The sequence below is a fragment of the Nocardia jejuensis NBRC 103114 genome, assembly GCF_001613145.1.
Classification (GTDB): domain Bacteria; phylum Actinomycetota; class Actinomycetes; order Mycobacteriales; family Mycobacteriaceae; genus Nocardia; species Nocardia jejuensis.
Genome location: NZ_BDBU01000042.1, coordinates 135,918 through 147,799 on the forward strand (window position 1 = coordinate 135,918; position 11,882 = coordinate 147,799).

The 11,882-nt window shown below is 64.4% G+C and carries 13 protein-coding genes and 4 tRNA genes; 1 reads left to right on the forward strand and 16 read right to left on the reverse strand.

The window, feature by feature from the left end; all coding sequences use genetic code 11:
• Positions 1–3: 3 nt before the first annotated feature.
• The 14 genes from NJ1_RS28785 to NJ1_RS28850 all read right to left on the reverse strand — a co-directional run bounded on the left by NJ1_RS28785 (position 4) and on the right by NJ1_RS28850 (position 8,821).
• Entirely contained in the window at positions 4–798 is a 795-nt protein-coding gene (locus tag NJ1_RS28785; protein WP_067700066.1) for an MlaE family ABC transporter permease, read from the reverse strand.
• Positions 799–808: 10 nt separating this feature from the next.
• Complete coding sequence (locus NJ1_RS28790) at positions 809–1,918, reverse strand: ABC transporter ATP-binding protein (RefSeq protein ID WP_067700069.1); 1,110 nt, start codon at positions 1,916–1,918, stop codon at positions 809–811.
• Between the two features lie 256 nt (positions 1,919–2,174).
• Positions 2,175–2,549 carry a 50S ribosomal protein L7/L12 gene (gene rplL, locus NJ1_RS28795; RefSeq protein WP_067700072.1) on the reverse strand — a complete coding sequence of 125 codons (375 nt, stop codon included), beginning with the start codon at positions 2,547–2,549 and terminating at the stop codon, positions 2,175–2,177.
• Between the two features lie 64 nt (positions 2,550–2,613).
• Positions 2,614–3,180 (reverse strand): 50S ribosomal protein L10, encoded by a 567-nt coding sequence (gene rplJ, locus NJ1_RS28800; protein ID WP_067700075.1) that lies wholly within the window; start codon positions 3,178–3,180, stop codon positions 2,614–2,616.
• Positions 3,181–3,622: 442 nt separating this feature from the next.
• A complete protein-coding gene (gene rplA / locus NJ1_RS28805) occupies positions 3,623–4,333 on the reverse strand; it encodes a 50S ribosomal protein L1 (protein WP_067700078.1) in 711 nt (236 codons plus the stop codon).
• Between the two features lie 109 nt (positions 4,334–4,442).
• Entirely contained in the window at positions 4,443–4,874 is a 432-nt protein-coding gene (gene rplK / locus NJ1_RS28810) for a 50S ribosomal protein L11 (protein ID WP_067700081.1), read from the reverse strand.
• Positions 4,875–5,062: 188 nt separating this feature from the next.
• Positions 5,063–5,917, reverse strand: coding sequence for a transcription termination/antitermination protein NusG (gene nusG, locus NJ1_RS28815; RefSeq protein WP_067700084.1), 855 nt, complete (start codon positions 5,915–5,917; stop codon positions 5,063–5,065).
• A gap of 40 nt (positions 5,918–5,957) precedes the next feature.
• Positions 5,958–6,335 (reverse strand): preprotein translocase subunit SecE, encoded by a 378-nt coding sequence (gene secE / locus NJ1_RS28820; protein ID WP_067700087.1) that lies wholly within the window; start codon positions 6,333–6,335, stop codon positions 5,958–5,960.
• 30 nt (positions 6,336–6,365) lie between these two features.
• Positions 6,366–6,438: transfer RNA gene (locus tag NJ1_RS28825), tRNA-Trp, on the reverse strand.
• Between the two features lie 193 nt (positions 6,439–6,631).
• Positions 6,632–7,735 (reverse strand): fused (3R)-hydroxyacyl-ACP dehydratase subunits HadA/HadB, encoded by a 1,104-nt coding sequence (locus NJ1_RS28830; RefSeq protein ID WP_422615791.1) that lies wholly within the window; start codon positions 7,733–7,735, stop codon positions 6,632–6,634.
• 164 nt (positions 7,736–7,899) lie between these two features.
• Positions 7,900–8,070, reverse strand: a complete 171-nt coding sequence (rpmG, locus tag NJ1_RS28835; RefSeq protein ID WP_011211653.1) for a 50S ribosomal protein L33 — start codon at positions 8,068–8,070, stop codon at positions 7,900–7,902.
• A gap of 44 nt (positions 8,071–8,114) precedes the next feature.
• A tRNA-Met gene (locus NJ1_RS28840) sits at positions 8,115–8,187 on the reverse strand.
• A gap of 78 nt (positions 8,188–8,265) precedes the next feature.
• Positions 8,266–8,338 (reverse strand) — tRNA-Thr (locus NJ1_RS28845).
• A gap of 400 nt (positions 8,339–8,738) precedes the next feature.
• Positions 8,739–8,821: transfer RNA gene (locus NJ1_RS28850), tRNA-Tyr, on the reverse strand.
• Between the two features lie 140 nt (positions 8,822–8,961).
• Between NJ1_RS28850 and NJ1_RS28855 the strand changes: the two genes are divergently transcribed.
• A complete protein-coding gene (locus NJ1_RS28855; protein ID WP_067700090.1) occupies positions 8,962–9,453 on the forward strand; it encodes a YajQ family cyclic di-GMP-binding protein in 492 nt (163 codons plus the stop codon).
• Between the two features lie 106 nt (positions 9,454–9,559).
• Here the strand turns inward: NJ1_RS28855 and htpX are convergent, their stop codons facing one another.
• Positions 9,560–10,447, reverse strand: coding sequence for a zinc metalloprotease HtpX (gene htpX / locus NJ1_RS28860; protein WP_084478954.1), 888 nt, complete (start codon positions 10,445–10,447; stop codon positions 9,560–9,562).
• A 204-nt stretch (positions 10,448–10,651) separates the two neighbouring features.
• Positions 10,652–11,674, reverse strand: a complete 1,023-nt coding sequence (locus NJ1_RS28865) for a polyprenyl synthetase family protein (RefSeq protein WP_067700093.1) — start codon at positions 11,672–11,674, stop codon at positions 10,652–10,654.
• Between the last annotated feature and the right edge of the window lie 208 nt (positions 11,675–11,882).

An 11,882-nucleotide genomic window follows, 5' to 3' on the forward strand; every position in this document is an offset into this window, starting at 1 on the left:
GAATCACGCGCCCTTGGCCGGGATGACCTGAAGATAGATCAGGGTCAACACCAAGTTCAGGAAGAACAACACCAGGAACGTGATCACCACGGACTGGTTCACCGCTTCACCTACTCCTTTCGGGCCCCCCTTGGGATGCAGACCCTTGTAGGCGGCGATGACGCCTGCCACGAGTCCGAATATCAAGGCCTTGATCTCGCCGATCACCAGGTCCGCGGTTTGCGCGAGAGCGGAGAAGGAAGCGAGGTAGGCACCGGGGGTACCGCCCTGCAGTCCCACGTTGAAGAAATATCCACCGGCGATGCCGACGACCGACACCAGGCCGTTGAGCAGCAGCGCCACCAACATCATGCCGAGCACCCGGGGCACCACCAGGCGCTGGATCGGATCGATGCCGAGGACCTCCATGGCGTCGATCTCTTCACGGATGGTCCGGGAGCCGAGGTCGGCCGCTACGGCCGATCCGGCGGCGCCGGCGATGATCAACGCGGTCACCACCGGGGCCGCTTGCTGGACGGTCGCCAGCACACTGGTCGCGCCGGTGAAGTTCTCCGCGCCGAGCTGCTTGATGAGCGAGCCGGTCTGCAGGGCCACCACGGCGCCGAACGGGATTGCCACCAGAGCGGCGGGAAGGATCGAGACACTCGCGATGAACCACGACTGCTCGATGAATTCCCGCCACTGGAACGGTTTGCGGAACGTCTTGCGAATCACGTCCAGGAGGAGTGCGAAGATGTTGCCCGCCTGGGCAAGTCCCGACTCGACCGGGGTGCGCAGCCGCGTCAGGGTTTGATTCACGCCGCGTATGTTACCCGTTAGTTAGGTTCTGTCGAACCGTCGTGTCATAGGTGCCCTGGTAGGCGGGAATCACCTGCGTGTCGGCGTCGCCATTGGACTCCAGAGACTCGCGGATGGCCTCCTGCGCGGCGGGCGGCAGCGTGTGCAAAACCTGACGCACGCGCTCGCGGCGACGGAACACCGCCTGGCGCACCGGCATACCCGGCTGCGCCTTCATCTGCGGGATGATGCCCTCGACCTCTTCGGCGCCGCCGTCGGAGTGACCGGAGTCGAACATGGCCTGCTCGCGGGCCATCTGGGCTTCGTCCTTCTCCTCGGACATGCCGATCGGACCCTGCATGCGGCCGTTGAGGAACTGCTTGACCACCGGCTCCTCCGAGGTGAGCAGCACCTCGCGCGGGCCGAACATGACCAGCTGACGGCGGAAAAGCATGCCGATGTTGTCCGGCACGATACGAGCCAGGTTGATGTTGTGCGTGACGATCAGGATCGTCGCGTCGATCTGCGCGTTGATGTCGATCAGCAGCTGCGACAGGTACGTGGTGCGGACGGGGTCCAGACCGGAGTCCGGCTCGTCGACGAGGATGATCTGCGGGTCGAGCACCAGGGCGCGGGCCAGGCCGGCGCGCTTGCGCATACCGCCGGAGATCTCACCCGGGAGCTTGCCTTCCGCACCGAGCAGACCGGTCAGCTCGAGCTTCTCCATGACGATCTTCTTGATGTCGGATTCGCTCTTCTTGGTGTGCTCGCGCAACGGGAACGCCACGTTGTCGTACAGGTTCATCGAGCCGAACAGCGCGCCGTCCTGGAACAAGACGCCGAACAGCTTGCGAATCTCGTAGAGCTCCTTGTTGGAGCAGGTGGTGATATCGGTGCCATCGATATAGATGGAGCCGCGCTCGGGACGCAGCAGACCGATCAGGGACTTCAGAAAGACCGACTTACCGGTACCCGAGGGGCCGAGCAACGCGCTGACTTCCCCGGGAGGCAGAGTCAGGCTGACATCCTGCCAAATTCGTTGCGAACCGAACGACTTGGTGATGCTTTCGGTCCTGACCTCGACGCCCACGCCAACCTCCACAATTTTTCCGACGAGCGTCCTACCGCAGCGCGCCTTCATTTCGGCAAAACAGCACCGATTACGCGCGGTGTGGCGCGTCACAGTAGGTTGGGCCACTGTATCGCATGAAACCCGTCTCGGACACCGGGACCTGACTGGTCGGTAGAAAGTGTTTCGCGCGTCCTTCGATCACGGGAATATCACAAGATTCGGAAATGCGAAAAGGGCGGTCCCCCAACGGGAACCGCCCTTTTCGTAGATCATCTCCGCGGGTCCGGAGACCCTCGGATCAGCCGGGGAATCCCCCGGCGTCAGATCACTTGATGCTGATCTTGGCGCCGGCCTCTTCGAGCTTGGCCTTGGCAGCCTCGGCCGCGTCCTTGGCGACCTTCTCCAGGATGGCCTTCGGAGCGCTCTCGACGAGGTCCTTGGCTTCCTTCAGGCCCAGGCCGGAGACGATCTCGCGAACGACCTTGATGACCTGGATCTTCTTGTCGCCGGCGCCCTCGAGGACGACGTCGAACTCGTCCTGCTCTTCGGCGGCCTCGACCGGGGCAGCGCCCGCGGCGGCGACGGCGACCGGAGCGGCAGCGGTGACCTCGAACTTGTCCTCGAACGCCTTCACGAACTCGGAGAGCTCGAGCAGGGTCATGCCGGAGAAGGTTTCGAGCAGCTCGTCAACGTTAGCCATTGATGTTTCCTTTCGATGGTTTCATCGCCGCGCGAGCGGCGACGAAGAGGTTTGGGGTAGTGACTTATTCGGCGTCGGCCGCGGGAGCCTCGGCGGCGGGAGCGGCAGCGCCACCCTCGTTCGCCTTCTTCTCCTCGAGGGCCGCGAACAGCCGAGCGACCTGGTTGCCGGGGGCTGCGAACAGCGCCGCGGCCTTCGACAGGTTGCCCTTCATGGCGCCGGCCAGCTTGGCCAGCAGGACCTCGCGGGACTCCAGGTCGGCGATCCGCTCAACTTCGGCCACGGACAGCGCAACGCCGTCCATGTAGCCGCCCTTGATGATCAGCGCCTTGTTGTCCTTGGCGAAAGCCTTGAGCGCCTTCGCGGCGTCGACCGGCTCACCCTTGATGAAGGTGATGGCGGTCGGACCGACGAACAAGTCATCCAGGCCTTCCACGCCCGCCTCAGCGGCGGCACGCTTGACCAGGGTGTTCTTGGCGACGGAGTAAGTGGTGCCCGCGCCGAGCGCACGACGCAGCTCGGTGATCTTGGTGACCGACAGGCCACGGTATTCCGTGACAACAGTGGCCGTCGAGGTCTTGAACTGCTCCGTGATCTCCGCTACCGCGGTGACCTTCTCGGGGTTTGCCATACTTCGCCTCCTCTCTGGATGGTCGGTTCTGAAATGAACTACCGATCGCGCCAGGGGCCAGCGATAAAGCAAACGCCCCGGACCGCAGAGTGGTCCCGGGGCGTGAAGGAAACACGAGCGAAACTCGCATACTCTTCCCGACTCGGCTCTCCCTGCGTGGGTCGCCAGCAATATTGCTGGACCTTCGACTGCCTCGCGGCAGCGACCAACGGTCTTCGGTAGATCGATTGGGTGATCCTCGAACGCAAGCGTCGATGACCGTTGTCCACCATAGCCGAACACCCGCCCATCTGCCAAAACGGGGTGCGGGAAGTGAACGCGGGCACAGCCGGACGCCCGCGAGAGGCAGCGCGCCGGCGACGAGACATGACGAAGGGCCGGCACGAAATCCGTACCGGCCCTTCGGGCTTCATGCGTTGCTACGCAAGTCAGCGAAGAAGACTCAGTCCTCTTCGGTGAAGTTGCGGGTGCGGTTCGGATCCACCGGGATGCCCGGTCCGGTGTTCGTCGAGAACGTCACCTTCTTGACGTAGCGGCCCTTCGCAGTGGAGGGCTTGACACGCAGGATCTCGTCCAGCGCGGCGCCGTAGTTCTCCGCCAGCTTCTTGTCGTCGAAGGAGGCCTTGCCGATCACGAAGTGAAGGTTGGCCTGCTTGTCGACGCGGAAGTTGATCTTGCCGCCCTTGATGTCGTTGACGGCCTTGGTCACATCGGGGGTGACGGTGCCGGTCTTCGGGTTCGGCATCAGGCCGCGCGGGCCCAGCACACGAGCGATACGACCGACCTTGGCCATCTGATCCGGGGTCGCGATGGCGGCGTCGAAGTCCAGCCACCCGCCCTGGATGCGCTCGATCAGGTCCTCGGCGCCCACGGCGTCGGCGCCGGCGGCCTCGGCCTCGGCGGCCTTGTCGCCGACGGCGAACACGATGACGCGGGCGGTCTTACCGGTGCCGTGCGGCAGGTTGACCGTGCCGCGAACCATCTGGTCCGCCTTGCGGGGATCCACGCCGAGACGAACGGCGACCTCGACGGTCGCGTCGGTCTTGGTGGTGGCGGTCGTCTGGGCGAGCTTCGCCGCGGCGAGCGGGGAGTACAGCGCATCGCGATCGACCTTGGCGGCCTGCTCGAGATAAGCCTTGCTTCGTTTTGCCATGATTCTCTGTCCTGTTCGTAAGTTCAGAAGTGGTTACAGGGACTGGCCGTCCCTCCCACTGATCGGATGTCGGCACCGCCGTCGGCGGCTACTCGACCCTCTCGATCACTCAGACGACGGTGATACCCATCGAACGAGCAGTACCAGCGATGATCTTCGCCGCGGCGTCGATGTCGTTGGCGTTCAGATCTTCCTGCTTGGTCTTGGCGATCTCACGGACCTGGTCCATGGTGACCTGCGCGACCTTGAGGCGGTGCGGCTCGGCGGAGCCCTTCTGCACACCGGCGGCCTTCAGCAGCAGACGCGCGGCGGGCGGCGTCTTGAGCTTGAAGTCGAACGAGCGGTCTTCGTAGACCGTGATCTCGACCGGGATGACGTTGCCGCGCTGCGACTCGGTCGCCGCGTTGTACGCCTTGCAGAATTCCATGATGTTCACGCCGTGCTGACCCAGCGCGGGGCCGACCGGCGGGGCCGGGTTAGCGGCACCGGCCTGGATCTGGAGCTTGATAAGCCCAGAGACCTTCTTCTTCTTCGGGGGCATCTTTTTTCCTTGGTTAGGTTCCTTACGGATTCCCGTAAGCACTTATCCGGGATGTGCGCCCGGAATGCTCGGCAGGTGCATTCGAGGTGAAAACACGGCCGAAGCGCAGGCGCAACCCGGCAAGTCTACGCGGACACGAAAAAGGCGGTGACACCGGCCCATTGGCCGACGTCACCGCCTCGATCCGCTCAAATCTTGGCGACCTGGGTGAAGCCCAGCTCGACGGGAGTCTCACGACCGAAGATCGAGACCAGCACCTTGAGCTTCTGCTGCTCGGCGTTGACCTCGGAAATGCTGGCCGGGAGGGTGGCGAACGGGCCGTCCATGACGGTGACCGACTCGCCGACCTCGAAGTCGACCTCGATGGTCGGCTTGGCGACGGTGGACTCGCCGGTGGAGTCGCCCGAGCCCGAGGCAGCGGCGGCCGGAGCCTTCTTCTGCTGCGCGGCCGGAACCAGGAACTTCACCACATCGGCGATGGACAGCGGCGACGGACGCGAGGTCGCGCCGACGAAGCCGGTGACGCCGGGAGTATTGCGAACGGCGCCCCAGGACTCGTCGTTCAGCTCCATGCGGACCAGGATGTAACCCGGCAGCACCTTGCGATTGACGTTCTTGCGCTGGCCGTTCTTGATCTCGGTGACCTCTTCGGTCGGAACCTCGACCTGGAAGATGTAGTCCTCGAGACCGAGGTTCTGCACGCGGGTCTCGAGATTGGTCTTCACCTTGTTCTCGTACCCGGCGTAGGAGTGGATGACGTACCAGTCACCGGGGGCGCGGCGCAGGGCCGCGGTCATCTCGGCGACCGGGTCCAGCGGCTCGGCGGCGATATCGGTGAGCTCGGCGGCCGGCTGCACGGGATCGGACTCTTCGGTGTCGGCCGCGGCGTCGGTGTCCACGGAGACCTCGACGGCCTCGGTATCCACGGAGTCCTCAGCGTCCACGGATTCGGCGTCCACCGAGTCCTCGACCTCCACGGCGGCTTCGTCCGCTGTGTCGTCGATCTGGATTTCGTCGGTGATGCCGTTCTCCGGGGTGCTCACTGGGGCACTCGCTTCCTTAGTCGTCACGTAATCCTTTGCGCTAGCCGAACAGCCAGTTGACACCCTTGATGAACGCCAGATCCAACCCGCTGATGAACGCGACCATGAAGATCACGAACACCAGGACAACGGTCGTATAGGTGATCATCTGCTTGCGGTTCGGCCAGATCACCTTGCGAAGTTCCGCGATTACTTCTTTGAGGAACTTCATCAGGCGCTTGAACGGGTTTCCCGTTCCGCTCTTCTTACCGGACTGTTTCGTCGCCTTGGCCGATGCCGCGGGCCGATCGATCGTCGCGACGGATGCCGCGGACGACGATGCGGCTCGAGATCGCCGGGCGGAACGCTTACCGCTCGGACGAGCCACTGCGGCGGTGTCATCGCCATCTTCGTGGCGAGGGTCCCGCTCGTCGCTCACGTCGATCCTCTCTCGTCGCTGGCATTGGGGCAGGGGCGACAGGACTTGAACCTGCAACCTGCGGTTTTGGAGACCGCTGCTCTGCCAGTTGAGCTACGCCCCTTCGGCTGAACAGAGAAAACAGATCCAGCCACTATGCATTCAGTTATACAACCTGGTCTTCACAAACGCGCGCGCCGCTCCTGTGAGCAGCGCGCATCGGCTGGTGACCCCAGATTGACGAGTCTACGGTACTGGACGCGGCAATCGCCAATCGGGGGTCGAGCCCTGCACGTGCGAAGGAAAGGGCCGGAAACTCAGGCCAGCTGCACCGTTGCGGTCGCGCGACCGAAGATCTTGCGACCCTCCGACTTCGCCACGATGGCCACCACGGCGGTGCGGGTGTCCGGATCGACCGACTTCACCTTGCCGGTGTATTCGATCTCCGCGGGCTTGTCGACGGGGACGTAGACGGGGCTGGTGAAGCGCACGTTGTACTCCTTCACCGCACCCGGATCGCCGAGCCAGGAGGTGACGAAGCCGCCACCCAGGCCCATGGTCAGCATGCCGTGCGCGACAACGTTTTCCAGGCCGACCATCTTCACGACGTCGTCGCTCCAGTGGATCGGGTTGGCATCGCCGGAGACGCCGGCGTAGTTCACCAGATCACCGCGGGTGAGGCGCACGACCCGAGTGGGGAGCACATCGCCGACGGTGACGTCCTCGAAACCGATGGCGTGCTTGCTCGGGCGGATCGCGCCGTTGGTGGCGGCCACGGCCACCGGTTGCGGGGTCAGGACGGCCTGGGCCTCCTGCACGGTGCGCGGTCGGTGATCGGGGGTCTCCTCCGGGCCGACGCCGTGCATGAGCACATTGCGCACAGCGTCACCGATATTGGGATCGATGTCACCGCCGCTGCGGCCGATGAGGGTGGTGTAGGTGGTGAGCACCAGCTCGTCGTTCTGCGCGACCACGTCGTTCCTGGTGACGATGATGTCGCCGCCGAAGGCCTGGCGGAACGAGTGCAGGTAGACGATGCAGGTGAGCTGATCGCCGGCCTTGATCGGCCGATGGAACTCCAGGATCTGATCAGTCTGCATGATCTGGCTGAGGTCGTAGCCGGTGACGATCTGCTCGAAGAGCTTGCGCTGGGCCAGAATTCCGACCAGGGAGATGAAACTGAGCGGGGCCAGGAGACCGTCGTAGCCGTACTCCTGGGCGACGTCCTCGTCCCAGTGCACGGGGTGGTAGTCCTGCACGGCGCGGGCGTACTCACGCACCTTCTCGCGTCCGACCTCGTAATAGTCTTCGACGCGGTAGTGATGGCCGACCATGGCCGCGGCGTGGGCGGCGGGGTCGAAGGCCTCAGCCGAGCTCGTGAGCTCGTCCGATTCGAGAGAAATGTCGGTGTTGATCGTCACGGCAGGACATCACCTATCTGACTCCGTATCCGGAAGTCCGAGGAGCGCTAACCACCGCTTAATACACCAAGTGCCGGTTCGGAGGCCACTGTCCCTAGCAAGTGGGGACGAAGTGGCCGGCCGTTCCGGCACTTCTTCCACGCGGCAGATCGCGCGGGGTCAAGTTAGCGAGATTCGCGGTGCGCCCGGTGGGTGCCGCAGTTCGGGCAGAACTTCTTCAGTTCCAGCCGATCCGGGTCGTTACGCCGGTTCTTCTTGGTGATGTAGTTACGATGCTTGCACTGTTCACAGGCCAAGGTGATCTTCGGCCGGACATCGGTGGACTTCGCGGCCACGATTTTCCTTCTTTCCGGTAAACCAGAGGGTCAATCAGTATGGGTAGCGATGGCCGGACTTGAACCGGCGACACAACGATTATGAGTCGTTTGCTCTACCAGCTGAGCTACACCGCCATATGGTAGCGAGATCGACGGTGTAACCGGCCCGGTCATTCATGGAGTGCCGAGGCGTTCACCACCGGCAATCCGGCGAGCCCCCTAACGGAATCGAACCGTTGACCTTTTCCTTACCATGGAAACGCTCTACCGACTGAGCTAAGGGGGCGTGTCTGTCTCGCACCGGACCAGGCCGGAGCGCTGAAGACTTGAACGAGATTACACAACATGTCGCCCACTCTCCAAACCGGCTGGTCAGAACCAGTTTTGGGCCCACTTCTCCCAATCCCCCACACCCCCCACCTCAACGCTGAGCACCCGCGGTCGCCCAGCCCCTCAGCCACTGAACCAACGCCCGTCCGCGCAGCTGCTCGACCGCGTGCATTCCACTGAACCCCCTCCCCCAAGTTCGTGGCCCGGCTCGCTTCTGGACTGAGCGGAGCGGGGGAGCGAAGCGGAGGAGCGGAGGGAGGGAAGAAGCGAGCTGACAGGGCCACGAACCCGCCGCAGCGAAGCGGAGGCAAACAAGAAGAGCCCCGTGGACAGTTGGTCCACAGGGCTCTTCGGTGTGGCAGATGTAGGATTCGAACCTACGTAGGCTTTCGCCGACGGATTTACAGTCCGCTCCCATTGGCCGCTCGGGCAATCTGCCGTGCGCCGCATTCGGTGCTGGACGAGAATACAACGAACCCATGCCCTGAACGCAAACCGGCTGGCTATCGCGGTTGCGGACCGGCTAGCGTCGTCGCGGGAAAGCACCGGAATCTTCCGATCTTGGACAGGAGCACAAGCGTGGCCGATTCGTCGTTCGATGTCGTCAGCAAGGTCGATCGCCAGGAGGTCGACAACGCCCTCAACCAGGCCGCCAAGGAGTTGAGCACCCGCTACGACTTCCGCGGCATGAACGCGAGCATCGACTGGTCGGGCGAGGAGAAGATCGTTCTCACCGCCGATGCCGAGGATCGCGTCAAGGCCGCGCTGGAGGTGTTCAAGGAGAAGCTGATTCGCCGCGACATCTCGCTCAAGGCCTTCGACGCCGGCGAACCGGTCGCCTCGGGCAAGGTGTACAAGATCACAGGCGAGTTGGTGCAGGGCATCTCCTCGGAGAACGCCAAGAAGATCGCCAAGAAGATCCGCGACGAGGGCCCCAAGTCGGTCAAGGCGCAGATCCAGGGCGAGGAACTGCGCGTCACCAGCAAGAACCGCGACGACCTGCAGGCCGTCATCTCGCTGCTGAAGAACGCCGATCTGGACTTGGCCCTGCAGTTCGTCAACTACCGCTGAGCAACTGATTTCGTGAGATGCGGGTAACTCACCGGGTACATCCAGCATTCGGGATGTACCCGACCGCGGGCACGCGACGGGACCTGCGACGGCTCTCGGCCGGGCGCTACATTCCCGGGGAGGCGGGTGGGCCCGCCATCTCTTCGAGGCGGGCGATGCGATCGGCCATCGGGGGGTGCGTGGAGAACCAGCGCGCCATCTTGTCACCGGCCCGGAACGGGTTGGCGATCATGAGATGCGACTGCGCGGTCAATTGCGGCTCAGCGGGCAGCGGAGCGGCCTGTACGCCGCGTTCCAGTTTGCGCAGGGCCGAGGCGAGCGCCAGCGGGTCGCCGGTGAGGGCCGCGCCGTCCTGATCCGCCTGATACTCGCGAGAGCGCGAGACGGACAGCTTGATCAGCGAGGCCGCGATCGGTCCGAGTAGCGAAACCAGCAGCACGCCAATGATATTCGGCCCTTCGCCATTGCCGCGCCCACCGAAGGCGCTCGCGAAGAAGGCCAGGTTGGCCAGGCCCGAGATCACCGCGGCGAGTGTGCCCGCCACCGACGAGATCAGAATGTCGCGGTTGTAGACGTGTGAGAGCTCGTGGCCCAGGACCGCGCGCAGTTCGCGCTCGTCCAGGATCGACAGGATGCCGGTGGTGCAGCAGACCGCGGCATGGCGGGGACTGCGGCCGGTGGCGAAGGCATTGGGCGCGTTGGTCGGGCTGATGTACAGCCGCGGCATGGGTTGTCTTGCGGCCGTGGCCAATTCACGCACGATGCGGTACATGGCCGGCGCCTCGAGTTCGGTCACCGGTTGCGCGTGCATGGCCTTGAGGGCCAGTTTGTCGCTGTTGAAGTAGGCGTAGGCGTTCATGCCCACCGCCAGCACGATCGACAGAATCAGGATCGTCGGGCTGCGGAACATGGCTCCGGCGAACACGATCAACGCCGACATTCCCACCAGGAGTCCGAACGTCTTGAGGCCGTTCGCATATCCGTGCGTGTGCACTTTTCCGCCTCTCCGCGACTTCAGCGCCGGGCTGAGAGCCGCTGCCTGTCCGATTCGCGTGTGGTGCGGACGAATACGCCCCGAAAACGGGACGGACCCGGCGTTTCTACCTGTTGTCACGGCAGATCGGCCGGGCCGCCGGGCACCGCTCGCCGATCACCTTCACACCGGATCAACGATAGAGACGGGGGTGGAAGTTCCCCGCTAACCAACTCGTTCGATCGTGTAACGAACCAGCTGCTCGAGCGCCTCGTTCGCGGGACCGCCCGGCAGCGCGGCCAGTTCCGCGTGCGCGATATCGGCGTAACCCCGCAGCTTCTCCTTGGCCAGGACCATGCCGGGCGAGCGGGACAGCAGCTCCAGGGCCTCGGCGACTTCGGCGTCCGTCTCCAGCGGGCGGGCCAGCAGCTTGCGCAGGCGGTCGCCCTCGGCGCCCTCCTCGCGCAGCGCGTAGAGCACCGGCAGGGTGTGCACGCCCTCGCGCAGATCGGTGCCCGGGGTCTTGCCCGACTGCTCGGACACCGAGGAGATGTCGATGATGTCGTCGGAGATCTGGAAGGCGGTGCCGACCGCGTCGCCGAGGCGGGCCAGCCGCTCCACGTGGTCCAGGTCCGCGCCGGAGAAGGTGCCGCCGAATCGGCCCGCCGCGGCGATCAGCGACCCGGTCTTCTCCCACACCACGCGCAGGTAGTGCTCGACCGGATCCTGAGACTGCCTGGCGCCGATGGTTTCCCGCATCTGGCCGGTGACCAGCTCGGCGAAGGTTTCGGCGATGATCCGCACCGCGTCGGGGCCGAGGGTGGAGACCAGGCGCGAGGCGTGCGCGAAAAGGTAGTCGCCGGCCAGGATCGCGACGCTGTTGCCCCAGCGCGAGTTCACGCTGGGTGCGCCGCGGCGCATGGAGGCCTCGTCCATGACGTCGTCGTGATAGAGGGTGGCCAGATGCACCAGCTCCACCACGGTGCCCGCGATGATCAGATCCGGACTGGTGGGCTGCGGGCCCAGCTGACCGGTGAGAATGGTGAACAGCGGACGGAAACGCTTGCCGCCGGCCTTGGCCAGATGCAGCGCAGCCTCCTGCAGGAACTCCTCGCCGTCGGACAGCTCCTTGATCAGCAGGTCCTCGACCTCGACCAGACCCTTACGCACGGTTGCCGCAAGCTCGGGATCGCCGAGATCCACCCCCGCCACCACGGTGCTCTCATCGCTCACTGCCGATGCGTTCATTTCGTCTCCCAGTGCCGCGTCCGACCCCACGCCAAAGAACCTAGCGTGTGAGCCGGTGACCCCCTATGCACACCACCGTAGTGCGACGCAACGAACAGTATTTTCTGCCCTCCGCTTCGCTCCGGGCGGTTCGTGGCCCTGCAAGCTCGCTTCTTCCCTCCCTCCGCTCCTCCGCTTCGCTCCCCCGCTCCACTCAGTCCAGAAGCGA

Bases quoted from the DNA above. Each gene is read 5' to 3' on its own strand.
- NJ1_RS28865 (WP_067700093.1), bottom strand. From the start codon at position 11,674: ATGAACGCATCGGCAGTGAGCGATGAGAGCACCGTGGTGGCGGGGGTG.
- NJ1_RS28790 (WP_067700069.1), bottom strand. From the start codon at position 1,918: ATGAAGGCGCGCTGCGGTAGGACGCTCGTCGGAAAAATTGTGGAGGTT.
- rplL (WP_067700072.1), bottom strand. From the start codon at position 2,549: ATGGCTAACGTTGACGAGCTGCTCGAAACCTTCTCCGGCATGACCCTG.
- rplA (WP_067700078.1), bottom strand. From the start codon at position 4,333: ATGGCAAAACGAAGCAAGGCTTATCTCGAGCAGGCCGCCAAGGTCGAT.
- rplK (WP_067700081.1), bottom strand. From the start codon at position 4,874: ATGCCCCCGAAGAAGAAGAAGGTCTCTGGGCTTATCAAGCTCCAGATC.
- rplJ (WP_067700075.1), bottom strand. From the start codon at position 3,180: ATGGCAAACCCCGAGAAGGTCACCGCGGTAGCGGAGATCACGGAGCAG.